This window comes from Actinomyces viscosus, assembly GCF_900637975.1.
GTDB classification, from domain to species: domain Bacteria; phylum Actinomycetota; class Actinomycetes; order Actinomycetales; family Actinomycetaceae; genus Actinomyces; species Actinomyces viscosus.
In genome coordinates this window covers 2879624-2905338 of record NZ_LR134477.1, presented here as the reverse complement: position 1 = coordinate 2905338, position 25715 = coordinate 2879624, and the positions used below count along the sequence as shown (strand labels likewise).

18 protein-coding genes are annotated in these 25715 nt (G+C 67.7%); 6 read left to right on the top strand and 12 right to left on the bottom strand.

Annotated elements, in window-relative coordinates; genetic code table 11:
* Window positions 1–127: 127 nt before the first annotated feature.
* Window positions 128–568, top strand: coding sequence for a hypothetical protein (locus EL340_RS12320; RefSeq protein ID WP_126414832.1), 441 nt, complete (start codon window positions 128–130; stop codon window positions 566–568).
* A gap of 351 nt (window positions 569–919) precedes the next feature.
* On the opposite strand, the gene EL340_RS12315 is transcribed toward EL340_RS12320, so the two are convergent.
* Window positions 920–1147, bottom strand: a complete 228-nt coding sequence (locus tag EL340_RS12315; protein ID WP_126414831.1) for an excalibur calcium-binding domain-containing protein — start codon at window positions 1145–1147, stop codon at window positions 920–922.
* A gap of 709 nt (window positions 1148–1856) precedes the next feature.
* Between EL340_RS12315 and EL340_RS12310 the strand changes: the two genes are divergently transcribed.
* Entirely contained in the window at window positions 1857–2654 is a 798-nt protein-coding gene (locus EL340_RS12310; RefSeq protein WP_126414829.1) for a CPBP family intramembrane glutamic endopeptidase, read from the top strand.
* A gap of 458 nt (window positions 2655–3112) precedes the next feature.
* Window positions 3113–3751, top strand: a complete 639-nt coding sequence (locus EL340_RS12305) for a malonic semialdehyde reductase (protein ID WP_126414827.1) — start codon at window positions 3113–3115, stop codon at window positions 3749–3751.
* On the opposite strand, the gene EL340_RS12300 is transcribed toward EL340_RS12305, so the two are convergent.
* The 7 genes from EL340_RS12300 to EL340_RS12265 form a co-directional block, all read right to left on the bottom strand.
* Window positions 3746–4147, bottom strand: coding sequence for a type II toxin-antitoxin system VapC family toxin (locus EL340_RS12300; RefSeq protein WP_126414825.1), 402 nt, complete (start codon window positions 4145–4147; stop codon window positions 3746–3748). The two genes, EL340_RS12305 and EL340_RS12300, sit on opposite strands and share 6 nt — an antisense overlap.
* On the bottom strand, window positions 4144–4455 hold the full coding sequence (locus tag EL340_RS12295; RefSeq protein ID WP_126414823.1) for a type II toxin-antitoxin system Phd/YefM family antitoxin: 312 nt from the start codon (window positions 4453–4455) through the stop codon (window positions 4144–4146). Before EL340_RS12295 ends, EL340_RS12300 begins: the two co-directional genes overlap by 4 nt.
* Window positions 4456–4554: 99 nt before the next feature.
* Window positions 4555–4944, bottom strand: a complete 390-nt coding sequence (locus EL340_RS12290; protein ID WP_126414821.1) for a hypothetical protein — start codon at window positions 4942–4944, stop codon at window positions 4555–4557.
* A gap of 134 nt (window positions 4945–5078) precedes the next feature.
* A complete protein-coding gene (locus tag EL340_RS12285; protein WP_126414819.1) occupies window positions 5079–6830 on the bottom strand; it encodes a catalase in 1752 nt (583 codons plus the stop codon).
* A gap of 297 nt (window positions 6831–7127) precedes the next feature.
* Window positions 7128–8066: an anaerobic ribonucleoside-triphosphate reductase activating protein gene (locus EL340_RS12280; protein WP_232023069.1), complete on the bottom strand. Its 939-nt coding sequence runs from the start codon at window positions 8064–8066 to the stop codon at window positions 7128–7130.
* Between the two features lie 147 nt (window positions 8067–8213).
* Window positions 8214–10211, bottom strand: a complete 1998-nt coding sequence (locus tag EL340_RS12270; RefSeq protein ID WP_126414818.1) for a ribonucleoside triphosphate reductase — start codon at window positions 10209–10211, stop codon at window positions 8214–8216.
* Window positions 10212–10661: 450 nt separating this feature from the next.
* Window positions 10662–11555, bottom strand: coding sequence for a putative endonuclease domain-containing protein (locus tag EL340_RS12265; RefSeq protein ID WP_232023068.1), 894 nt, complete (start codon window positions 11553–11555; stop codon window positions 10662–10664).
* Window positions 11556–11778: 223 nt separating this feature from the next.
* Between EL340_RS12265 and EL340_RS12260 the strand changes: the two genes are divergently transcribed.
* Window positions 11779–13371 carry a serine hydrolase domain-containing protein gene (locus EL340_RS12260; RefSeq protein ID WP_126414814.1) on the top strand — a complete coding sequence of 531 codons (1593 nt, stop codon included), beginning with the start codon at window positions 11779–11781 and terminating at the stop codon, window positions 13369–13371.
* Window positions 13372–13598: 227 nt separating this feature from the next.
* Window positions 13599–15368, top strand: a complete 1770-nt coding sequence (locus EL340_RS12255) for a M20/M25/M40 family metallo-hydrolase (protein WP_126414812.1) — start codon at window positions 13599–13601, stop codon at window positions 15366–15368.
* A gap of 131 nt (window positions 15369–15499) precedes the next feature.
* On the opposite strand, the gene EL340_RS12250 is transcribed toward EL340_RS12255, so the two are convergent.
* The 4 genes from EL340_RS12250 to EL340_RS12235 form a co-directional block, all read right to left on the bottom strand.
* Entirely contained in the window at window positions 15500–16165 is a 666-nt protein-coding gene (locus EL340_RS12250; protein WP_126414810.1) for a response regulator, read from the bottom strand.
* Between the two features lie 35 nt (window positions 16166–16200).
* Window positions 16201–17466: a sensor histidine kinase gene (locus EL340_RS12245; RefSeq protein ID WP_126414809.1), complete on the bottom strand. Its 1266-nt coding sequence runs from the start codon at window positions 17464–17466 to the stop codon at window positions 16201–16203.
* A 189-nt stretch (window positions 17467–17655) separates the two neighbouring features.
* Window positions 17656–19305, bottom strand: a complete 1650-nt coding sequence (locus EL340_RS12240) for a hypothetical protein (RefSeq protein ID WP_126414807.1) — start codon at window positions 19303–19305, stop codon at window positions 17656–17658.
* A gap of 90 nt (window positions 19306–19395) precedes the next feature.
* On the bottom strand, window positions 19396–22641 hold the full coding sequence (locus tag EL340_RS12235) for a DEAD/DEAH box helicase (protein WP_126414805.1): 3246 nt from the start codon (window positions 22639–22641) through the stop codon (window positions 19396–19398).
* Window positions 22642–23076: 435 nt separating this feature from the next.
* Here EL340_RS12235 and EL340_RS12230 point away from each other — a divergent pair, with 435 nt between their 5' ends.
* Complete coding sequence (locus EL340_RS12230) at window positions 23077–25713, top strand: DNA 3'-5' helicase SftH (protein ID WP_126414803.1); 2637 nt, start codon at window positions 23077–23079, stop codon at window positions 25711–25713.
* Window positions 25714–25715: the final 2 nt, after the last annotated feature.

Sequence of the window (25715 nt, the reverse complement as noted above, 5' to 3'; positions counted from 1 at the left end):
CTGGAGTTCTCGGATTTCAGCAACCCGCATTATTCCAGGCGAAGCGACACCTTCACCCCACTTTCACCACCTCAACGATGAAATCTCGAGGCTAGGTCGTCCCGACACAGGAAGCGAAGGTTTCTTCATGATCTACCCGCGAGACATCACGACTGAAGCCGAGGCGGCGGTACTTGAACACGCCGATCGCCTCGCCGCCGTCATCGGCAAGCACTGGCATCCCACGGACGACACCGCTCGAGACGACGTCATGCTGCTCGTCGCCGATCTCCTGCGCGCGCACGCCGAGACAGGGATCGAGATGCAGACCTGGAGAGCGGCACTCGACGTTGTCTTGGATCATCTCGCCGCAGAGCCGGAAGGAGCAGATCTGCTCCATCGTCTCGGCCGGCCGGCCTGGTTCACCGTCATCGGCACGACCAAGGACGGTCAGCGCGAGCCCGTCGCCGTCCTCCCGGGCCGGCGACGGCTGGAGGTAGCCATCGGCGCCTGGAGCACACAGGTTCAGGCACCCACCGCAGCAGACGCCGTCCGAGCCACGTCACGTGTGGACCGGCCTTCCGCCTGAGACGGTCACATTGCGAAGCATTCGCTCAGTCACAAGGATTCGCAGGTCAGTCAGCAGTCCAGCTGCCTGAGGCTGCGTCGGTGGAGTCCGGGTCGTCGTGGGCACGGCTCGCCCGTACGGCGCGCGAGATTCGAGGGCTCCGCTGGCCCTGTCTGCCTGTGGTCAATCTCCGCTCACATCACGCCACCTCAACTCGCACGATGTGAGCACGCGTCACCTACCGCGAACATAGTCCCCGCCGCTCAAACCGATGTGCGTCGTTCGCGACGCCTGGACGTTGCGAACGACGCACATGGAGCAGGTAAGACTTGCGCATCACCACCGCTCGAGACGGCAGCCCTCGACGGGACCTTACTTGATCTCGCAGGCGATGCCGTCCCGGTCTCGGTCCAGCTCTTCGCGGTATCCAGGGTCGCCCCGATACAAGGGAGCTGCTCCCGCTGCCTTTGCCTTCTTGCAGATGGGATAGTACGTGATCTCCGGCTCCGGTACGGGAGCAGGGGCCGCCGCACCACCGCCGGCCCGGGTCTCCTCTTCCGGTGTCGCCTCAGGCTCTGATGTTGGCTCAGACTCCTGCATGAGAGGCTGCAACGGAGGCTGCGATGTTGGGGCCTGCGTCGTCGGAATCGGCGACGGCGTAGGACTCGGGGTCGGGGATGGTGTGTGACTCGGAGTAGGCGACGGAGAGGGAGTCAGAGTGGGTGACGGCGACGGCGAAGCAGTCACCGTCGGAGATGTTGCTGGTGCCGGCGAACCCGCATCGTCAGCCACGGACGGAACCCCGCACCCGGCAATTCCAACGCCAAGAACCAGGGCGAGGAGGACGGGCGCCGCCGACCTCAGCAGCCCTCGGTGCTGCAGCGTCGACGAAGGCACTGGCGCCACCGAGGAGCGGGACAATATGGGAGAAATAGGGGGGCAACATGGGCGTGGTCACGGAAGCTTCGAGTGGCGAGAAGGGATAGTAAACGGCTAGCCGAGAGAATTGAGGCACTCCAGGGGCAGCGATAACTCACGCCACCACAAAATGCAATCACATTGATACACACATTATTTGCTCTTGCTGAGAATAGAAATTGAAGTGAGACCGCCTGGCAATTTTCCCTTATTGTTACGATTATTGGGTAGACTTCCATCCCCACGACAGGCGTCCGCACATGCGCTCAGGGAGCTCAGCGAGGCTTAGGAGGTCGAACCGGAGTCTGACGAACCAGGGTCTGAGGGGCGCACCGCGGCTCAGCCGCCGGGGCGATGCCGCTCTCGGGCCGGCCGTCCCACACTTCCGGCCATGAGCACCTCCCGCACGTCCCTGTCCCAGCAGACGCCGACCGCCTCCGGAGCACCGGATCCTGCGTCGTCGGACTCGGCTCCGAGCCCCGCTCCGGTCTCGGCTCCGACCGCGAGCACCCGGCCCGACCGGCTGAGCACCGTCGCGCTGGTCATCTTCACAAGCGTCTACGCCTTCTTCTTCCCGCTCCACCTCGGCCACTTTCTCATCCCCGGGGACGCCGGCCCCGCAACCGGCCTCGCGCTCTACATCGCTCTCTTCACCGTCGGCTGCGTCGCCTTCCGCTACCCGCTGGCCCGGGCCGCCCGTCAGGTAGCGGCCCGTAAGCGGCGGGCCGCCCTCACTCTCATCGTGGGCGGACTCGCCACCTTGGTGATCGAGCTCGTCGGCGGCCTGGCGTCCTCGGCCCTGCTCAACCTCGCCGGCTTGTCCGGAGCAATCCTGCAGAATGACGCCAGCGTTGCCGAAGTCATTCAGATGTTCCCGCCGATCGTCATCGTCGTCGTGCTCGGGATCGTGGGGCCGATTGTGGAGGAGATGTTCTTCCGTCAGTTCCTCATTGGGCTCATCAAGCGCTTTGCGCCAACCTGGGTGGCTGTTGTCGTCTCCAGCGTTCTGTTCGGTGCGCTGCACATGCACTCGTTCGTGCTCTCCGAGGTACTGAGTGTCATCCCGCACGCCTTCTTCGGGCTCAGCTGCGGGCTGCTCTATGTCAAGACCGACCGCAACCTGCTCTACCCGGTGAGCATCCACTGCCTCAACAACCTCAGTGCCTTCCTGCCCTTCCTCCTGTACTGAAACGACTCCCCGCCACCCCGCCCGGGAGTTGCGGGAGCATAAGCGTTTGCGCCAACGTCCTCGCAACATCGGCTCCGGTTGGCTTGCCCTCGACCACTTCACTGCGGACGGCGCCCGAGGCGCCCCGTCAGCACGAGGACACAAGGAGGCGATACCGACCACCACAATCAGGCCGAGCGCCAGGAGCGGCATTCTCATCCATAACTTCCTGCCTCATTCCCTACGGCGCTCGGCCCGGAGCCTCACCTTCCCATCGAGGAGAACGGCTACTTCTCGAGCAGCAGGACCGTGGCTCTCACAGCGCACACTCTCCGCCATCGCATGGATCGCCTGCGCGACGGAGACCCGCTGCGAGGCCGCACGTCAGGAGGGTGAGGAGAGCAAGGGCGGGGACAGCAAGACTGCCTTGTCGGGACAACATCCGCCCCGGGGGAGACGGCGCGTGCTTCAATCGGAGCATGGTAGTCGTCTCCCCCGTTCCGGTTCCGGGCCCCGTGCCCGGCGAGTCCATCCTGACCGAGTCCGACGCCTTGCTGCTGTTCAGCGGGGCACGCACCGCCTACACCTTCACCGACGAGCCGGTGACCGACGCCCAGCTGCGGGCGATCCATGAGCTGGCCAAGTGGGCGCCGACGGCGGTCAACGCCCAGCCGCTACGGGTGGTAGCCGTCCGATCGGCGGCGGCCCGCGAGCGCCTGCTGCCCTGTCGTCCCAGCGGTAATCGCGAGCAGGCCGCAGGGGCGTCTCTCCCCCTCGTCTGCGCAGCCGATCGGTCCTTCGCCGGGTCTCTGCCGCGGCTGCACCCGCGCGGCGAGCGCTACCAGCGGCTGCTGGAGGAGGGCGGGGCGGAGATGCGGGCGCGTTGGGCGCGCGCCTCAGCGCTGATCCAGACGGCCTACGTTATTCAGGCGATTCGCGCCGTCGGGCTGGCAGCCGGCCCCATGAACGGAGACGACGCTGAGGCGTTGGCGACCGAGTTCTTCGCCGGTCAGGACGTGGAGGTGCTGTTGGTCATCAACGTCGGTCACCCGGGGCCGGACGCCTACCAGGAGCGCAACCCGCGCCTGCCCTTCAAGGAGGTCTATCAGGTGCTATGAGCCCAGCGGGTCGATCGCGCTCAGCCCCCGGGACCGGGCGGCATCGGCCAGGCGGGCGTCATGAGTCAGAACCGTGACAGGATGGCGAGGGTCGTCCAGCAGCGTCGCAGTCGCCAGGTGAATGGCATCGAGAGACTTCAACTCACCAGTCAGGGCGCTGGCGCGCTCAATGACATCCGGGCCGATCTCGACGAGCTCCACCCCCGCGATGAACTCATCGACCACGCGGATATCGAAGCGCCCCCGATGCGCCGCCCGAGCCATCTCCACCGTGAGCAGACAGGAGGAGACCAGTTCCTCGGTGGCATGCGCATCCATGATGAGCTGCGCGGCCTCATCGGCGCCGGGCTGCCCGAGGAGGGAGAGCAGCGCCACCGAGGTATCGAGGTAGATCACCTGTCCTCCTCGCGCTCACCGAGGAGGAACTGCTCCAGGTCGAAACCCTCAGGCGTCCCCCACCGCCTGGCGGGCAGCGTCCAGTCGCCTGCGGCCCGACGGACCTTGCCCTCACGGACCATCCGCTCATACCAGGACTCGTCATGGCGGATCGGGACGATCTGGGCGATCGGGCGACCACGGTCGGTGACCGTCACAGGAACACCGGTGGACTCGACCTCACGGTAGACCCGCCCGGCCTGCTGATTGACCTCCCGCAGTCCCACAGTTCTGCTCCCCGAAGAAACCGGCACACCCGCTGCACTCATGACACGAGAATACGACAAAGGTTCTACATGTACTACTTTGTGGCTGCGGGGGCGGAGGCGGGGTCGAAGGCTCGAGGCTCAGCGTCAGACCCCTCGCCGCTACGGCCGGAAGATCGAGCTGTCCTCGCTGACGTAGGCGACCGCGAGCCGCTGCGTCCAGGCCATCTGGCCGACAATCTTGACCAGCGCGTTCGCGTCCGACCAGCCGACACTGATGTAGATGTAGTCGGTGCCGATGGTGTAGTCGGCGACCGGCAGCCCTTCGACCTCCCGCTCCTCCCGCTCCGCCTCGCTCAGCGCGTCGGGGCCGTTGTACGGCGGGAAGGCGCGGATGAGGTCGCGGTAGAAGGACCTGATCGCCGGGGTGGAGCCGTCGATGGTGCTGAAGTCGCGCGGCCCGTCCCACTGGGCGACCATCTGCTTCCACCACCGGGGGAAGTCCTCATCGGTCGCGCAGTCCGGCTCGAAGATCAGGAGGTCGTAGCTCATGCCCCGAGGCTAGGAGTGCGCCCCGTCACCAACCATGGACACCGCTCCCCACAACGACCTCCGACGGCGGCCCACCGCCTCCGCTGGGAGGTGGCGGGCCGCCGTCGGAAACCGGGACGCAGTACTCAGAGTGCTCAGAGCACGTAGGGGTCGTTCATCGGGTCGGTGAGGGTGGTCGGGTCAGCCACGTTGGTGTCGCGGCCGGCCGGGCCGAGGTTCGCGGCAGAGGCGGGGGCGGCGGGCGACGTCGGGACGTCGAGCTCGGCGTTGGCGCGGTTGCGCGCCAGCCATAGCTCGTAGGAGTCGGCGGTAGCGCCGTCGAGGTCCACGCTGTCGATGTCGATGCCCAGCGCCTGGGCCACGCCACGGCCGTAGTCGGGGTCCGCGTGGTAGCAGTTGAAGATGTGGCGGTGCTTGATCTGCAGGGTCGAGTCACCCATGGCGCGGGCGGTGTTCTCGCACAGGACGAGCTGCTGCTCGGGCGTCATGGCGCGCCAGAGCATGCCGGGCTGGGTGTAGTAGTTGTGGTCGTCCTCACGGAAGTCGTACATGGCGACGTCGCCTCCGGCCTGGACGGGCTCGGAGAGCTCTCGCGAGTCCTGCCAGTTGCCGTAGGAGTTGGGCTCGTAGGCATTCTCAGACCCGGCGTTGCCGTCCACCCGCATGGCGCCGTCGCGGTGGAAGCCGTGGGGGCAGGCGACGCCGCGCGGGGAGTTGACCGGAATCTGGTGGTGGTTGACGCCGAGGCGGTAGCGCTGGGCGTCACCGTAGGAGAAGAGGCGGGCCTGGAGCATCCTGTCCGGCGAGTAGCCGATGCCGGGCACGATGTTCTGGGGCGTGAAGCCGGCCTGCTCGACGTCCTGGAAGTAGTTGTCGGGGTTCCTGTTGAGCTCGAGGACGCCGACCTCCTGGAAGGGGAAGTCCGCCTTGGGCCACATCTTCGTCAGGTCGAAGGGGTTGAAGTCGGTCAGGGCCTCGGCCTGTTCAATGGTCATGGTCTGGACGTACATGGTCCAGCGGGGGTACTGGCCCTTCTCGATGGACTCGTACAGATCACGCTGGTTGGACTCGCGGTCCTCGGCGATGACGGCGGCGGCCTCCTGGTCTGTGAGGTTGGCGAGACCCTGCTGGGAGCGGAAGTGGAACTTCACCCAGGTGCGCACACCCTCGGCGTTGATGAAGGAGTAGGCGTGCGAGGAGAAGCCGTGCATGTAGCGGTAGGACAGCGGGATGCCGCGGTCGGACATGGTGATGGTCACCTGGAGGAGCGACTCGGGCAGGCTGGTCCAGAAGTCCCAGTTGGCGTTGGGGCTGCGCAGGTTGGTGCGGGGGTCGCGCTTGACGGCGTGGTTGAGGTCGATGAATTTCTTGCCGTCGCGGAAGAAGAAGACGGGGGTGTTGTTGCCGACGACGTCCCAGTTGCCCTCGGAGGTGAAGAACCGCATGGCGAAGCCGCGAATGTCGCGCTCGGCGTCGGCGGCCCCGCGCTCGCCGGCGACGGTGGAGAAGCGCATGAAGAGCTCGCACTGGTTGCCCTCGGCGGAGAAGATCGCGGCGCGGGTGAGCTCGGGGATGGCGCGGGTGACGGTGAAGGTGCCCCAGGCGCCTGAGCCCTTGGCGTGCATGCGGCGCTCGGGAATGACCTCGCGGTTGAAGTGGGCGTGCTTCTCCAGCAGCCAGGCGTCCTGGAGGGCGACGGGGCCGCGGGGCCCGGCGGTCATGGAGTCCTGGTTGTTGTGGACGGGCGAGCCGTTGGCCATCGTCATACGGCCCTGACCGACGGTGTTGTTGCGGCTGGGCAGGTGCTCGCCGAGGCCGGCGCGGGACATGGGGCAGCCGGCGGGAGCACTGTCCTGAGGGGTCTCGGGCAGGTTGGTGTCGTTCATGGGTATCTCCTTGCTCGGCCAGCGGGCCGGGGTGTCGCAAGGCGCGAGGTGCGCCTGAGCCGGTCAGGACGCCGCAGGTACCGCTGACCGCTGTCAGCCGCGACGACGAGATGACCGCCCGTCAGCAACCATAGCCGAACAATAAGGAGATGTCTCAGTAGTTGCTCTACTAAATGGGATCACTAATGTGTAGGTGGGTGTCGGCCGCCGTGCAAGCTCGCTGGCGGTCACCACCAGCGCATTGGCGGCCGACCTGCCGGATACCGACCATGGACACCGCCCTCCACGGCAGCCTCCCTACGCCGGCCGGTAGGTGAAGCGGTCCCAGCCCAGGGCCTCGATGTGCTCGGCCATGCGCTCGCACATCCCGTCCCAGCCGGGCGCCACGACGTCAAACTCGCCGCTCGTCCCCTCGGAGCGGGCCTGCTGGAGGGCATAGACCCGCGCCCCCGCCGCGTGCACCCGCCGGGCCACCTCGACGGCGTCGTCGGCCGTCACGTCCCCGGGCACCACGGTGGTGCGCACCTCGAAGTCCGGCCCGCCGCGGCCGGCCGCCTCGATGAGCACCTCCAGGCTCTCCCAGGCCCTCGCAGCCGCGCCCGCCCGGCCGACCACCTGCCCGTAGTGCTCGGGCAGGGCCTTGATGTCCAGCCCCACCCAGTTGACGAGCCCGGCCTCGATCATGTCGCGCAGCCGCCGCGGGTAGGGCCCGGCCGTGTGCAGCCCCACCTGGAAGCCCATATCGATGACCTCGCGAGCGGCGTCGGCCAGGGCGTCCTGGCGCAGGGCCTCACCGCCGGTCAGCACGACACCGTCGAGCAGCCCGCGCCTGCGCCGCAGCAGGGCGCGCACCTCCTCCCAGGCCACCTGGCCGGGCGTGCGGGCCGGGATGAGGTCCCGGTTGTGGCAGTAGAAACAGTTCCAGGGGCAGCCCTGCAGGAAGACGGTCGCGGTCAGGTGGTCGGGCCAGTCGACCGTGCTCATGGGGACGAGCCCGGCGATCACCAGGTCGTCGGCGGGCCGGCGGTTGGGGCCGACAACGACACCCTCCCGAAACCCGGTCGCTCCCAGCTCGGTTTCGGGAAGGCCGGGCTCGCCGGTTCCGCCGGTCCCACCGATGTGGGCACCCGCGGACCTCGAGCCGGCGGAGGCACCCCGGCCCGCACCGTCCTCAGTGACCCGGGCCGGCTGGGCAGTCTGTGAGTTGGTCGGCGGACGTGTCTGCGGTGAGGTCACTGCCCCCTCCTCTCGGGACGTCGTCGGGACTGCGGGGAACTGCCGGGCTGCGGGACCGACCCAAGGGCCGGCGTCATCGCGACACCGAGCCCGCTGGGCGCCGTCGCCGGATCATCCGACGGCGCCCAGCGGTCCCGGCGGGTTCTCTCAGGCGCTGACCGTACTTAGGCGCGAGACGGCCGGGCCGTGACCACCGGCAGCGACCTCGGTGAACATCTGCCGCTCGGCGTACTCGCCCTTCTTGCCGATGTTGAAGGAGCGCACCGGACGGAAGTAGCCCATGACGCGCGTCCACACCTCGCACTCGACCGGCTCAGCCTCCGGGTGAAGCTCGGCGCACTTGTCGCAGGTGAGGTGCTCGCCCACGAGGTAGCCGTGGACGGGGCAGATGGAGAAGGTCGGCGTGATGGTGATGTAGGGCGTGCGGAAGGCGGTCAGGGAGCGGCGCACCAGCTCCTTGCAGGCGGCGGCCGAGGAGATCCGCTCGTTCATGTACAGGTGCAGGACGGTGCCGCCGGTGTACTTGGTCTGGAGCTCCTCCTGCATCTCCTGGGCCTCGAAGGGGTCGTCGGTGTAACCCACGGGGATCTGAGAGGAGTTCGTGTAGTAGGGGTTGGACTCCGTACCGGCCTGGAGGATGCCGGGGTAGCGCTTGCGGTCCTCCTTGGCGAAGCGGTAGGTGGTGCCCTCGGCCGGGGTGGCCTCGAGGTTGTAGAGGTGGCCGGTGGCCTCCTGGAACTCGACCATCTTGTCGCGCACATGGTCCAGGAGGCGCACGCACATGGCGTGGCCGCGCGGGTCGGTCAGGTCGTAGGCGTCGTGGGTGAAGTTGCGGACCATCTCGTTCATGCCGTTGACACCCAGGGTGGAGAAGTGGTTGTCCAGGGTGCCCAGGTACCGCTTGGTGAAGGGGAACAGGCCGGCGTCGATGTGGTGCTGGATGACGGTGCGCTTGAGCTCCAGGGTGTCGCGGCCGATCTCGAGGAGCTCGTCGAGCCGGGCGGTCAGGGCGGCCTCGTCGTCGGCGTAGAGGTGGCCGAGGCGGGCCATGTTGATGGTGACGACGCCGACGGACCCGGTCTGCTCGGCCGAGCCGAACAGGCCGTTGCCGCGCTTGAGCAGCTCGCGCAGGTCGAGCTGGAGGCGGCAGCACATGGAGCGGATCATGCCGGGGTCGAGCTCGGAGTTGATGAAGTTCTGGAAGTAGGGCAGGCCGTACTTCGCGGTCATGGTGAACAGGAGCTCGGTGTTGGGGGCGTCCCAGTCGAAGTCCCGGGTGATGTTGTAGGTGGGGATGGGGAAGGTGAAGACGCGTCCCTCGGCGTCGCCCTCGGTCATGACCTCCATGAAGGCGCGGTTGATGAGGTCCATCTCCGCCTGAAGGTCACCGTAGGCGAAGTCGCAGACGTCGTCGCCGATGAGGGGGTGCTCGTCGGCCAGGTCCGCGGGGCAGGTCCAGTCGAAGGTGAGGTTGGTGAAGGGCGTCTGGGTGCCCCAGCGCGAGGGGACGTTGAGGTTGAAAATGAGCTCCTGCATGCACTGCTTGACCTGGTCGTAGGTCATGGCGTCCAGGCGGACGAAGGGCGCCATGTAGGTGTCGAAGGAGGAGAAGGCCTGAGCGCCGGCCCACTCGTTCTGGAGGGTTCCCAGGAAGTTGACGATCTGCCCGACGGCGGAGGAGAAGTGCTTGGCGGGGCCGGCGGCGATGGCGCCGGGGACGCCGTTGAAGCCCTGCTGGAGGAGGTCCTTGAGCGACCAGCCGGCGCAGTAGCCGGCGAACATGTCCAGGTCGTGGATGTGGAGGTCCGCCTCGCGGTGAGCCTGGCCGGCGACGGCCGGGTAGACCTGGCTGAGCCAGTAGTTGGCGACGACCTTGCCGGAGGTGTTGAGCATCATCCCGCCCAGCGAGTAGCCCTGGTTGGCGTTGGCGTTGACGCGCCAGTCGGAGCGGTCCAGGTACTCGGTGATAGTGGCGACGGCGTCCACGGTGGGGCGCTCGCCGCGGGCGACGGCGGAGTCGGCCGACGCCGGGGCGTCCGTTACGACGCTGCCGGGGACGCCGGCGAGGACGTCGGCAGAGGTGTCGGCGGCGGGCTGCGCCGAGCCGTTGGCGGGAGTGGTGGAGGCAAGGTTCTTCTCGAGCACGGGTCTCTCCGTAGGTCCTTCTCGTTCCTGTTCACGGCCTTGTCGAGCGTCGATGTGGGCCGCTCCTGCTGGGTGCCGTCAGTGACTCCGCACTGGCTCCGTACTGCCTGGTGGAAGCCAGCCGGTCGGTGGCACCGGTGTCGACCATACTCCCAAATCACAGCGGTGCGACACATCATCTTGTGCCTCAATTGTATCTCAACCACAACATCTTGCGATAGAGGCGAGGACTTTCGTCCCGATAGGAAGAGGCTTCCCGCGCGATCCCGCGGATGAGGTCAGGCCCGAAACACGGACCATCGGGACCTCATGGAGAGCACACGCACGATCCGGATCGCGTCTACCGGCGTGTTGGGACGGGGTCATCAGCGGGTTTGTGTCCAAATCTGTAACAAAAGAGCCTGCGGCCCAATCAAGCCGTCGACAGAACCGCGGAATCATGCGGTTTTCTCAAACGCACTCAACGCCCGCCACCGTCTTTGTGACAGATTTGGACACTCCCCACCGTTCCAAGGCCCTCTGCACGTCCGGGACGACCTGATGCGCGTAGACATCCTGCCTCGTGAAGCGCAGCGGCAGGAAGCCACGGGCGACAAGCCGGCGGTCGCGCCAGCGGTCGAGGCCGAACTGGTACTCGTCACAGTGGTAGGTGTAGCCATCAAGCTCCACGACCACCCACTCCTCGATCACCAGGTCCACCTCGCCAATCCCCTCGATCTCCACCCCGTCTTCGAAGCTCAACCCCGCGGCCTCGAGGTCCATTCGCGCCAGCGTCTCCAACGGGGAACGAGCCCGATCACTGGCACGGTCGAGTCGCGTGAGCGCCCGAGCCGAGCCGGGGCCGCGCAGCAGGTCGCGGACCTGCTCGGTGGTGACACGCTCATCGTGAAGTGCTGCGTCAAGAGCGATGAGTGGAGAGTCGTCCTGGACGTGGCAGCGCAGGAAACGGGCCAGCGCCGCAGGAAGTGGCTGCACCGGGAAACCATGCAGCGCAGGCGGATCCTGACTTCGATCGACATGGAGAACCTCACGTCCCGCAGTCGCAAGTCGCCCACCAGGCGGAACGACGAGATGAACCTGCTCGACCCTCCGAGCCACCGGCAGCCCGTAGTAGCGCATAGCAGCCTGGCAGGTGAGCAGCCCGCCGTGAATGCGCGCCAGAACAACGGCGCGCTCGGCACCTGGGATGCCGACAACCCCGTGCTCATGGGCGATGAGCTCACCCGCCCTCACGAGCGAGGCCACGTGACGGCGCTGGGTACGAGTCAGCTCGAGGTCCCGCATGCGCACCGCTCCGTAGCAGCCACGCACAGCAGCGAGCAGCTCAGCGTCCACAGTGTTCATGGGGCTCATTGCCACCCACCGGCGGAGTATGCGCAACCCGACGCCGACACCCTGTGGACAACTGGAGCATCCATCAGCCTGTGGCCTCCAGGGCCCGACGCGTCACCACGCCCAGAACTATCACACCGGTTCAAAGGCCGGATTTCTTTTGTCGGGCTGGCCCGACACGGGTCGACCGGCTGGCTGGATCGTTCCGGCGAGGGCGTCGGGACAGCCTGGTTCCATGAGCACCGCAACCTCTCCCGCCCCCCGTTCCGACCCGCCATCACAGCAGTTCAGGCCCGCTTCTCCCAGCCGGCCGCGTGGCCTGCTCCCCCGTTGGGCCTGCGCGGTCCTGGCGGCCTGCCTGGCCCTGGTGGTCTTCGCCGCCGGGCCGCACGCGCCGAAGGCGGACACCTCCGCCATCACCGGCGACAAGGACCTGGCCAAGCAGGTCATCGGCCTCCTGCCTGACAACTACCAGGCCCAAGGCATTCACGTCTCCGTCATCACGGCCGACTCCGTCCGCCACGCCGGTATCGGCACGGCCGCCTCCGGCCAGCAGTACACGTCCACCACCCCCATGGAGATCGGTTCGATCACCAAGACCTTCGCCGGCCAGCTCTTAGCCGACGCCATCGCGCGCGGCGAGGTCAAGGCCGACGAACCACTGTCCACCCACCTGCCCGAGCTCGCCGGCACCCCGGCCGGCGAGGCCACCCTGGAGGAGGTCGCCTCGCACCGCTCCGGCATCCCGAGCATCCCCACACAGGATGAGAGCATGTGGATGCTGCAAGGCAACATCCTGGGACTCAATCCCTTCACCGACAGCATCGACCAGCTCATCGACAAGGCCCGCACCACCGAGATGAGCACACGCGGCGAATTCGCCTACTCCAACCTGGGCATCTCGCTGCTGGGCGAGGCGCTCACCCGCGCCGCCGGGGCCGAGTCCTGGAGGTCCTACATCACGGAGCGGCTCTTCACGCCCCTGGGCATGGAGCACACGACCCTCACCGCCGGCCAGTCGGACATCCCCGACGACGCCATTCACGGCGTCCAGGCCAACGGGCGCCGCGGCCAGTCCCTCAGCGGCACAGGCACCAACCCAGCCGGCGCCGGCGTGTGGAGCACCCCGGAGGACATGACCCGTTACGCCCAGGCAGTCCTGACCGATACCGTCCCCGGCGGCACCAGCCCCCAGGAGCCGCGGTGGCCCGCCGAGGTCATGGACGGCATCAAGCTGCCGGGAGAAAAGGTCGGGTACACCTGGTACACCGACGTCGTCGACGGGCACACGATCATCAACCACGGCGGCACCACGATGGAGTACATGACGCACCTGGCCATCGACAAGGAGTCAGGCACGGCCGTCATGGTCTACACCGACCAGAACACGGACGGCACCGCCTCCGCCCTCGCCGCGGCGCTCCTGACCGACGGCCAGAAGGCCTCGACGGCGCGCATGCCGATCTCGGCCGAGATGCTGCCCCAGGGCATGCTCCTCGGAGCCTTCAGCATCCTGGCCCTGGTCATGGGCCTGTACACCGCCGCCCGCGCCGCGAGTGCACCCAGCCGTATGGCGGTGGCCTGCCGCGCGGCCTCGATCATCGCCTGCCTCATGGCGGCCGCCGCCAGCGGGCCGTGGGTGTACCTGCCCACCTGGATCCTGGGGGTGGTGGCACTGCCCGGCATGTACGGGATCGTCCGGGGCATCACGCTGTGGCCGGAGCTGCCCACCCTGCCCAGGCGCCGGGCCTGGCTCGGCTGGATGCAGGTGGGACTGACCGTCGCCTTCGTCGCCGCCTGCCTGGCCGTCGCCTGGCCCAAGGCCTGAAACGACCCGATCAGGCTGGCTCGCTCCGGCACCACCGCCCACGTTCGCGCCCTGCGCCGCGCCTTCGGGTCCCAGCCCACCGTTCCTGAAGCCGCAGAGCACGAGCGCGTCGATCAGTCCCTCCCCCAGGTGGCGGAGCCGGACACCGCAGGCCTCCACCTGAACGCCATCAACCCCGGCCCCGTGGCCGATCACTATGTCCGTACCGAACTCTTAGGTTCCTTGCCATGACCACTCACCGCTTCTCCGTACCCGATCTCGCCCGGCGCCTGTTGGCTCCGCTCGCCGCCCTGCTGGGTCTGGTGGCGGGCCTGAGCGTCTTCATCCTGCCCTCGCCCGCACCGACCACCGCCGACCCCACCGCGTTCTCCGCCGAGCGCGCCATGGCCTCGATCAACCGCCTGGCCGATGAGCCCCACAGCGTTCTGCGCCGCGAGGCGCACGACCGGGCGCGCGACGACGTCATCGGCATGTTCGCCGACCTGGGCTACACCGCCGACGTGCACTCCGACCCGCTGTTCGACCTCAGCAACCCGAGGGCGAAGATGACCTTCGACGTCCTTACCGCCGAGCAGCAGGCGGCGGTCAAGGACGCCACGGCCGACACGATCGTCGTCGACGTGCCGGGGAAGTCCGAGCGCACCATGGCGCTCATGGCCCACTACGACTCGGCCACGGTCGAGGCGGACGAAAACGGTGAACAGCGCACCACCGACGGGACCTCCCACGGGGCCGCCGACGACGGCTACGGCGTGGCCGCCATCGTTGAGACGCTCCGGGCGCTTAAGGCCGAGGGGCGCCAACCGGAGAACTCGCTGAAGATCGTCATCACCGACGGCGAGGAGATCGGCTTCGTCGGCGCCCGCAACGAGATGCGCCATCACCGCGCCGACTACGAGAACGTCGACCTCATCCTCAACCTTGAGGCCCGCGGCATGAGCGGGCCGGCATTCATGTTCGAGACCTCCCCGAACAACAGTGCCGTCGCCGGCTACTTCCTGAACCACGTCACACAGCCCGTGACCAGCTCACTCTTCCCCTCGCTGTACGCGCGCATGCCCAACGGCACTGACATGTCGATCGTCATCCCTGAGGGCTTCACAGTGCTCAACATCGCGGCAATCGGGGAGGCCGGGCACTACCACCACTCCACGGACGCCCCGCAGTACGTCAACCACTCGACCCTCCAGCACTACGGCGACCAGGTCCTCGACCTCACCCGCGCCTGGGCCTTCGACGGCCAGGCCCCCACGCTGACGGCCGACAGCGACCTCCACTTCTTCCAGCTGTGGCGGGGCATGACGGTGCGATACCCGGAGGCAGTCGGGACGGGGCTGGGGTGCCTGGCCGTGGTCAGCGCGCTCGGCTTCGTTGCACTGCGGGCCAGGTCCCTGCGCTGGAAGCGGGTCCTGGGGAGCGTGCGGGGACTGACCTGGCGGGCCGTGTTCGCTTCCGCCGCTGCGGGGCTGATGCAGCTCGGCGCTATTGCGGCGGGGTGGGCGCCGGTGAGCGGGCTCGGGCCGAATCCGCTGCTGGTGTGGATGTTCGCCGTCGGGGCTCTGGTCGGAGCGGGGCTGACGGTGCGGTTCGTGGTGCGGCGCTGGAAGGAGGGACTCGGGCAGGAGACCACCGCCGCGGTGCTGCTCCTGCTGGCGGCCGCCTGCGTACCGCTCATGGTGCTGGTGCCCGGCACCGCCTACATCCTGGTTCTCGCCACGCTGGCCCTGGCGCTGACCGCGCTGGTGCCGAGGCGGGTGCGGCCGGCGGTCGGGGCCCTGGCGGCCTTCGTCATCGTGGCGATCTTCGCGCCGATGGTCCTGCTCATTCACGAGATGCTCAGCCTCACCGCGGTGTGGGTGACCGTGTTCTTCGCGATCGTGCCGGTGGCGCCGCTGGCGCTCGTGCTCCTGCAGGCCGCAAGCCGGCGCCGGGCCGCGTTGCCCACCGCAGCAGGTGCGAACAGCGGCTCCGCCGCTCCCGCTGCCGCGACAGCGTAGGCGGATAGACAGTTACGAGCGCGACGCGCCTCGGGGCCTCGGGTCCACTCCCGGTGAGTGGACCCGAGGCCCCGACCTGTTGGGCCGGTGGGGAGCAGCGCGAGTCAGTACCGTCGAGTCAGTGCCGCCGGTCAGCGAGCGGCGTCGTCGACCGTGCACTCGGCCACGGCAACGGCCAGCTGGACCCGGTTGGTGACGCCGAACTTGTCCAGCAGGGCCGAGACATGGGTCTTGACGGTGCTGGCGCCGACGGCGAGCTCCGCGGCGATCTCGCCGTTGCCCAGACCCTGCGCCACGAGCAGGGCGACCTGGCGCTCCCGGTCGGTGACACTGTCGGGGAAGGTGCGCCGCTGCGGGGTGGCCTCGACGGCCGCCTCCACGAGCCGGTCCAGGACGGAGCCGGAGAAGGCCCGCTGGCCGTCGGCGGCGGCGTGCACGGAACGGAATATGACCTCCGGGGCACTGTCCTTGAGGAGGAAACCGGTCGCGCCGGCGCGCAGGGCGGCGGCGACCATCGCGTCGGTGTCGAAGGCAGTCAGCACGAGGACCCTGGTGTCGGGACAGTCGGCGGTGATCTGCGCGGTGGCCCAGACGCCGTCAGTGCCGGGCATGTGCAGGTCCATGAGGACGACGTCGGGGCGCAGGCTGCGCGCCGCGTCGTAGCCGCTGCGCCCGTCGGCGCCCTCGCCGAGCACGGTGATGCCGGGGTCGCTCTCGAGGATGGGGCGCAGGGCGGCGCGCACGAGGGCGTCATCGTCAACGACGACAACGCGTACCCGGCGCTGCGGTGAGTCCATGCCGATTCCTTTGCTTCTTCAATTACGTGGGATGCCTACTGTAGATCGGAACGGGCCGGGACGGCGGCCATGACGACGAACTGCCCTGCGCGCTGCGAGACGTGCAGCTCGCCCCCGAGGAGCCGCAGCCGCTCGCGCAGGCCCTCCAGGCCGAGGCCGCCTCCGGGCGCCGTCGGCCTGGGCGTGGACGGGCAGCTGTTGACGCACCGCACCACGAGGGCGGCCGCACCGGGAGCCTCGGCGACCACACCGGCAGCGGGGCCCCCGGCACCTTCGGCGCCGTCGGAGGCCTCGACCTCGCAGTCAAGGCGCACGACGCCGCCGGCCCCGTGGCGACGGGCGTTGGCGAGCAGCTCCTCGACGGTGCGCAGGACCGCGTGCCGGCTGCGGGCGCCTGCGAGGTCGAAGGATTCCGCCCAGGACTCGGCCAGGTGCAGGTCGATCTCCTGGCCCGCCTCCCGCTCCCAGGCCAGAACGTCCTCGACGTCGGACCAGGTGGCGCGGGCGTCGTCGGCGGAACCGTCGTCGTGCAGAACGGCGAGGATCTGGCGCAGCTCTCGCCCGGCGTCGGCCGCCAGGGCGTGGATACTGCCGGCGATCCTGCGGACGGCTCCGGCCTCCAGGTCGGTGCGGGTCTGGAGCGCGCCGGCATGGAGGGAGACCAGGGAGAGGCGGTGGGCGAGCGAGTCGTGCATCTCGCGGGAGATGCGGGCGCGCTCCTCGGCGCGGCTCTGGGCGATGCGCGCCTCCTGCGTGGTGCGGATGAGACGGGCCTCGCGGGAGGCCGAGCGCAGCAGCTCCTCACGGGCCTGCAGGTTGACGCCGAGCATGACGCAGACGACGCACATCGGGGCGTTGATGAAGATGCCCTGAACCACAGTCCACAGACCTTCGAACTCCGGTATCAGAATCGGAGACATAGCCATCCCCACGATCATCGAGACCAGGACCACCGGTACCGCTCGCACGCCCTTGCGCATACCGAGAACCGTGGCCGCGACGTAGGTGGCGATTTGCGTCCACGCGGGGATGCTCCCCAGAAAGACGATGAGGACGGGCAGCAGAGGATGTGGTCGCCTGAGGACCGGGATCAGAAGGAGAAGGCAGACCACGGAGATGAGCACGTGTCCGCCGTACAACGCCTGCCAGCTGGACAGCACCACACCGGCGCGACCTTCGACCCTGAGGTAGGAAGGAAGAGAGGCGAGCGTCTGCGCCACGGCGATCGAAGCGGTACCGCCCCACACGAGGAGCTGCACCCTGCGGGCGTGCGCGCTCGGGGCGATGGGGCCGTCGGTCATGGGCCGAACCCTACTGAGAGCGCCGTTGACCCCGCCTCCCCCGGCTGGGGGAGGCCGAGCGCCATTGTCAGCCGCGCACCGGCTCCCACCGCGCGCGGTCGTAGGGTAGGTCGCGCGGTCGTACTCTCTACCCCTCGAACGCGCGGCATAGGGTACGACCGCGACGTTGGGAGACGTTGACTACCCCAACTACTCCGTAGCCAACGCCAGCAGCCGCTCGCCTGCCGTTACCTCCACCAGCTGACTGCGGGTCGTGATCTGCTGAAGCTCCGGCACAGAGCGCTGCTCCTCCTCGGGCAGGTTGGCAGCGGCCATGAGCAGATCCGCCACACGACGGACCTCGTCGTCGTGTGCACCCTCTGTAGCCCAGTCCTCGAAACTCACGGAGATGTCCTTGTCCCGGGTGATGATGTCCAGGCTCGCCCCCTTCTTGCCCGTCCGAAGACGGACGTAACGCACCTCTGAGAGTGGCACGCTTCGTTCGATGTTCCCGTCCCCGGTGAGCGCCGACTGCGAGGTGAGGAAGAACCGCGTCGGCGTGATGCCGAGGTAACTGGCGGTGCCCATCAAGCGCCCCGGGGCTCCCCCGGAGACGACGTCGGAACCGGGAATGGCCTTAGCGAGACCGCTCTGAGAGACCTCTGCCAGGGCAAGGAGAGGTTCCTCAGGAGCCAGAACCCACCTGAGGATGTCAAGGGCGCGGGTCGGGGCGTCATCCTTGACCACCGTGATACTCGGCCTCAGCTCGGTGGGCCTTTCGTAGACCGCGCCGCGCAGACGGTCAACATACTCGATCATGGCACTCACGGTCTGGTTGATACTGCTTGAACGCCGAGAGCGCAGGTCGCGGAGGCTCCACCTCCGGCCGCTCAGTTTGTCGGCGAGGTGGCAGTGGGCATTGAGCTGCTCGAGAGCTCTGGTGACCCTGTTCATTGACTCTCGACGTTCCACCGGAACCTTCCTGGCGAGGAGTCTCATGAGTTCATCATCCCCAGCAGTGCGGTCGTTATCGGCCGCGATCTCGGCGGCCCTGAGCATCTGGTACCGGTAGTAGGCGGTCTCCGCCATGATGAAGCCCTGGGCGTCCGCGATGATGATCTCGGCGTTGTCTCTCAGGTAGTCCCGTCTGCCGATGTAGTCGACATCAAGCTTCTTCAGATGCTTATTGAGGTAACCGGCGAAAGTTCGGCGCTCCTCCCGCAATGAGTCCTCGAGATGCTTGACACGCTCGAAGGTTCGCGACGTCACGGTTCCCACCGTGCGTGCCTCGTCGATGGCGCCGGCGATGGTGTCACACAAGCCTCCAAGCCTGTTCCAGTGGTCCTCACGAAGGGCCTTGAGCACATCACGAGTCAGCTCGATGTTCTCATCAACCTTGCTGGAGATCGCGGTGAGCTGGGCACTGATTGCCAGAAGCGCGAGAGATGGCCCCATTTTATCCAGGACCGTCGCCGCCTGGGCGCCAGCGGCGGGCGCCCAACGGACGGAGGCGGCGAACTTGCCACCCTGAGTCAGGGTGCCCAGGTAGTAGCCGTCCTTCGCAATGGTCTGCATGGTCCGGAGATTCTGGATCGGCTCCGGGGCGAGCCTGACCAGCCCCTGAGCCGAGACAAGCCCTCCCAGGCCCTGGGCGACGAAGTTCGCGGCGCCGACGGCGTCGCTCAAGGCGTCAACGATCTCGCGATCACTGCTGTCTCCCAGCCCGAAGGGCTCGACATCCCACCCCTCCGGCGCGGCCTTTCCGAAGAGGACAGCAACGCCGGGCTCCACCTCCAAGAGAGTGAGCTCAGCCTCCACGGCCTGTGTCTCCAGTGAGGAATTGTCCTCGTTCGCTCCCATTGCTCCGCTCCTCCAGACGCCATCGTCGGTTGCTTACGGAGGAACAGTAGTCCTCGGGTACGACACCGTCGTACCCACGAGGCCTCCGGCTCAGCCTGCGGCGCCCGGGACCCGCTGAGGCTGCGGGGCGAGTGCGGAGGCGAGGTCGGCGAAGTACGGATACTGCGACCAGGCGGTACGGTCGCCGATGACATAGAGACGACGCTTCGCACGGCTCGCGGCGACGTTGACGAGGTTGACGGTCGACGAAGCCCACGCCTTTGCTCCCGGGGCGTCGGGCTTCCCTCCCAGAACGAGGAAGACCACGTCCGCCTCACGGCCCTGGGCAGTGTGGATCGTGCCACCACCCAACCCGGAATACCGTCCCTGAAGAGATCTCAACTTGTCAGCCACCACCCGGAACGGCGAAATGGCGATGATCTGCGACATAGCGACTCCCTGTTTTCGAAGCACCATGAACTGTTTGCACAGTTCCTCGATTTGGTTCTCCTGAAGATGAGAACCAGACGTTCTTTCTGGGACGTCGATCCACTGGCTTGGCGAAATCTTCGGCCCGTGAGGTCCTTCAAAGAGATCGGGGAAATCGGGATCATCCAGGTGACGCTGTACGGCGCTGACCATCATGCCCCCGTAGGCGATCTCGTTGCACAGCCCGAACATCGGATCATCGCATCGGCGGTGCACCGTCAGCGGAGCGCTCACCCACGCGAACGTTTCTCCGTGATGCAGAGTGGTCCCATAGTACGAAACACGGTCAGCAAGAGTCTGGACCGAGGCCTGCGGCGGAATCCAAGCCGGTGAGACGCCGAAGGAAGCGGCGATGTCGTACTGTGCCTTGCGCGGCATCGTGACCACCGGCTGCAGCTGTAGCGGGTCACCAACGGCTATGACCCGCCGGGACCGCCAGATCGCACCGGCAGCATATTGCGGGCACGCCTGCCCAGCCTCGTCAATGAACAGCCATCCCAAGGACTCGGGACCAAGGCCCGCGAACATGCGACCAAACGACGCGAAGGTCGTCGACACCATGGGGACGACCAGGAAGAAGGTCTGCCATGCTGCACGTAACTTCTCCGGCTCCAGACCGCGTGGGTGGGCGCCGGCAACCACCTCAATGGCTGCGCGCAGCCCCTTCACCATGTCCCCAGCCGCATTGGCCAAAAAGTCCTCATGGAGCTGCAGCGCCGCCAGGAACAGGTCAGACCGAGCCGCATCGATCTCCGCGTCGAGCCATGGAGCTCGCATCTCGCGGTACTCCCTGCCCCGTTTCTCATCCGGGTATGCGAGGCCGTAGCGCTCACGGTCCTCAGCCACCTGCCGGCACAGCTCATCCACTTCCCGAGCAACATGCCTGCGCCGGTTCTCGGTACTCGCCAGCTCGGTAGAGATGCACCGCGCTCGCTCGTCGAGGTACTGCGCGTGCTGACGCGTCTGCTGCCAGCTCTGCTCCACTGCCCGTAACTGCTCCTCGAGAGATTTCAGCCGATCTTTCCATTCACGAACAGCACGTCCCAGGGTAAAGAGTGTTTCGAGCGCTCCAGGTTTAGTTTCCACCTGCCGGTCTCGGACGGCGCTGGCTTCGAAGTACTCGGCCTGCACACGTTCGACAACAGCTGCATACCTCTGCTTTTCAACCGCGGCCTGATCCACTTCTATATTGAGCCGTTGAGCCTGCGCCGCGAGCACAGACTCCTCTCGAAGTGCGGCGGTCAGACGTTCCATACGGCCCTGTGCCGCCTGCCGCTGAGCAAGGAGCTCATCGACACGTTGCTCAACCTGGCGAAAGTCCACTCGCGCCTGAGCCCAGCTCTTATGCGCAACCTTTCCGTCGCGCCACCAGTTCAAACGTGTCTGCATACGGGGAGCGGTTCCAGGAATACGGTTGCCGTTCCGATCCTTGTCGTCGAACCAGAAGGCCGAACGGAAGGCAGTTCGATTACGCTTTCTACCCAGCCGGGCCGCCACTAACCCCCAGGCCTTCCTCACCGCTTTCTCGCACCCCTCTTTCTCTCCTTTCCCAGCCTCCGAGGCCTCCACTGCCTCTAAGACTGTGGAAGCAATATCTCCGAAATAGTCTGAACTATCTCTCCACCTATCATTGATCGCATGAAGATCAGGGATCTCAACGCTGATGTTTTCGACAGCAGCATTGTTCGTTGAAGCGACGACCATCTCGAATCCGGTGAGCTCTGAACGTAACTGCCTGACTTTGCTCCAGTGTTCACCGTCAATGGATCGCCACCGGTGCGTCGTCGTGGTGAACGCCTCCTCGGGACTCTTCAGCTCAGCGAGGCGCCGTGCACGTTCAACAACATTGCCAGCAAGGATGTCTCGCAGCATCGTCGTCTTTCCGGTGCCAGGCGGCCCATTGACCCCCATGAGACCACTCGTCTCAGAGAGCTGGTTCAGCGCCCGATTGACAGCGAACTGTTGCCTCAGCGCGAGCCCGTGCGCAGGGTTGGAGAGCCACCGACCTTTCGGCAGCTGGTCAGCCCGGACTCCTGCGTCAACAACAGCGTCATCCCTGATGACATCCGCTCGCTGATCGACAGGAAGGAGATCAGCATCACCAGCAAGGTACTCAGACAGCGCCTGCGGACAATACCCTTCCGAAACCCCCTTCATGACCTCGGCAAGATCCTCGAGAAAGAAGCTGTTGAGAAAATCGAGGTCTGCAACCGCATCGTCAGTACGACGGCCGGAAACAGCGACTGACGAAATGATGATGCGTCCACTAGCTAACCCAGGCACACCAGAGACTCCCGCAACCTGGTGCGCAATGCTCCGCAACTCCAGCAACGAGCCCTCGTCCTGAGCAGGAGGCTTCTCCGCACCGGCTACTTCACGCCGATATTCCTCGAAAGTATCCACCGCCATCATGAATTCTTCCGCAACCTGGGAGAACCCAGCACCCCAGTGCGGCCTAGGCACTTCATGGGTATTCCTAATCCGAGCGACAGCCCACAGCGCCGAGGAGAGAGTTGCAGAGTCAGGCACGAGTCTTCCGTGCTCGTCGAACATGATCGCTGCGCAGGCGCTGAGTCCGGCCGCACGTTCGTCGTAGGCATCACGATCGTCGGTGAAGACGCGATGCAAGTCCTCATAGATCTGTTTGATGTCGTACACACCGAGGTACACCGTGTGCTGCCATTTCATAGGCGTATCTCCAACCGGCTTCGGTGGATCCAAGGTGCACCACGGCAGCGCCTCCCCTGAGCCCCAGTCGACGCTCGAGCCGTCGGTTGACTTTTTCACCTCTTGTGGACTGAATAGCTCCAGCATCCACCAGTACTGCAGGATCCGCTGACGATAGTCGGAGGAAGCACTATTTCCCATGGAAGGATTCTGCCAGGTGAAGGATGTCTGAGTGGGCGTTTTGCGCGGGATTCTTCCAGTGGGGAGGGATCGCCAAGCGATGGCGTCACGGCGGGAGACTTTTAGGCGCGGCATCGCAGGTTCGTTGCCACTCACTCGCACATATGCGCAGGTCAGGGCCATGCTGGCGTGGATGCGCCAGCCCGCAGCCACCCGAAAAGTCGCCATTCGTGACACCAAGGGCTCACGGCGCAGCCCCGACGCAGACATCTCGCGGAAGGTCAACCGCGCGCGTTCGTAGGGTAGGTCGCGCGGTCGTACCCTCTACCCCTCGAACGCGCGGCCTACCCTACGACCGCGACGTTGAGAGGAGACAGGGCGGGGCGGCGCGGGCTCAGGGCGGGCCGCAGCAGCGAGACCGGCCTCGGCGGCCACCGGTGGTGCACACTGTCCCCCATGGCAGACGGGACCAGACGCGATCTCACCGGGCTCTTGGAGTCCATCGGCGGGCGCGACGGCCGGCTCGTCCACCTCCAGCGCACCGCGGCCCGCCCCGGCCGCCACGGCGACTGGCCCGACTGGGCGGATGCCGACCTCGTGTCGGCCTACCGCCGCATCGGCGTCGAACGCCCCTGGACGCACCAGGTCGCCGCCGCTCAGTCCGCCCACGCCGGCCACCACACGGTCCTGGCCACCGGCACCGGCTCGGGCAAGTCCCTGGCCGCCTGGCTGCCGGCGCTCTCCGACGTCCTGACCGCCCAGGCCTCCGGCGCCGACACGCGGATCTCCACCCACGGCCGCCGCCCCACCACCCTCTACCTCTCCCCCACCAAGGCGCTCGCCGCCGACCAGGCCGCCGCCCTCAACCGGCTCGTCGGCGGGCTCGAGGCCGTCCAGCGCGAGGCCGGTGCACCAGCCGGCTCCCTGCGCACGGTGCGCGCCGGCACCTGCGACGGGGACACGCCCCTGCCCGAGCGCGACTGGGTGCGCGCCCACGCCGACATCGTCCTGAGCAACCCCGACTTCCTCCACTTCTCGCTGCTGCCGGGCCATGAGCGCTGGACCCGCTTCCTGCGGGGGCTGCGCTACGTCGTCATCGACGAGTGCCACGCCTATCGCGGGATCCTGGGGGCGCACGTCGCCCTCGTGCTGCGCCGCCTCCTGCGGCTCGTGGCGCGCCTGCGCCCGCGCGGCCCGCAGCCGGTCGTCCTGTGCGCCTCGGCCACCACGGCCGAGCCCGCCCTCACGGCGGCCCGCCTCATCGGGGCCGAGCCCGACGACGTCGTGGCCGTCACCGACGACGGCGCCCCCACCGGGGAGCGCACCCTGGCCCTGTGGCAGCCGGCCCTGCGCGACCCCTGGGTGCTGCCGGCGCCCGGCCTCGGACCGACCCGGGCCGATCACGCCGGCGCCGCGGCGGCCCCGCAGCGCGCGACGGACTCAGGGGGCCCAGCGCAGGACCGAGCACAGGCCGGAGCCTCCGGCGCCGAGAACCGGGATCAGGCGGCAGACGCCGTCATTCGGCCAGGCGAGGCCGAGCCGGACTCGGCGGACCCGGATGAGGACCCCTCGGCGCGGCGCAGTGCCGTCGTCGAGGCCGCCGAGCTGCTCGTGGACCTGCTCAGCGTGGGCGCCCGGGCGCTGGTGTTCGTGCGCTCGCGGCGCTCGGCGGAGGTCGTGGCCGAGCGGGCCCGCCACACGCTGGGGCTCTCACTGCCCGAGCTCATCGACACGGTCTCGGCCTACCGCGGCGGCTACCTGCCCGAGGAGCGCCGCGCCCTGGAGGCCGACCTGCGCTCGGGGCGGCTGCGCGCCCTGGCCACCACCAACGCCCTGGAGCTGGGCATTGACGTCACCGGCCTGGACGCGGTCCTCATCGCCGGCTGGCCGGGCACCCGTGTCTCGCTCGGGCAGCAGGCGGGCCGCGCCGGGCGCGCCGGCAGCCGCGGGCTCGCCGTCCTCATCGCCTCCGACAATCCGCTGGACGCCTACCTGGTGCACCACCCCGAGGCGGTGTTCGCCGCCCCCGAGGCCACGGTCTTCGACCCGGCCAACCCCTACGTGCTCGCACCGCACCTGTGCGCCGCCGCCTCCGAGGCGCCGCTGAAACCCTCGGACCTGGCGCTGTTCGGCCTGCCCGACGACGCCCTGCTGCGTGAGCTGGAGAGCCGGGGCGCGCTGCGACGTCGGCCCACGGGCTGGTTCTGGAACGTCAACCTGCCCGGGCGGGCACAGGACCTGACCTCCCTGCGCGGCGACGGGCCGCCCGAGGTGCCGGTGGTGGAGGCCGACACCGGCGTCGTCATCGGCACGGTCGACGGCGCGGCCGCCGACTCCACCGTCCACGAGGGCGCCGTCTACGTCCACCAGGGGCGCGTCTACGTGGTCGAGGAGCTGGCCGACGACGTCGCGCTCGTGCGGCACAAGGCGGCGGTCGGCTACCGCACACGGGCCCGGTCGCGCTCGAGCGTGCACATCATCGCCGAGCGCGAGCAGCAGGTCTGGGGCGCGGTCGGCCCCGGGCGGCCGGCGATCACCTGGTCCTTCGGGTCGGTGGAGGTCACCAGCCAGGTGACCGGCTACCAGAGGATGGCGCTGCCCGGCGGCGAGGTCGTCTCACAGCACACGCTGGAGATGGACGAGCACGTGCTGCCCACGGCCGCCGCGTGGTGGACGATCCCGCCGGAGACCTGCGAGGCGGCGGACCTGGAGGTCGCCGCCCTGCCCGGCGCCCTGCACGCGGCCGAGCACGCGAGCATCGGGATGCTGCCGCTGCTGGCGACCTGCGACCGCTGGGACATCGGCGGGCTCTCGACGGCGCTGCACCCGCAGACCGGCGCACCCACCGTGTTCGTCCACGACGGGCACGCCGGCGGGGCGGGTTTCGCCGAGCGCGGCTACCGGGCCGGACGCGAGTGGCTGGCGGCCACGCTCGCCGTCATCGAGGACTGCGGGTGCGCCGGCGGCTGTCCCTCCTGCGTGCAGTCGCCCAAGTGCGGCAACAACAACGAGCCCCTGGACAAGGCCGGGGCCGCCGTCCTGCTGCGGATCCTGCTCGACGCGGCACCGCCCGTTGGCCCTGACGCTACGTGAGA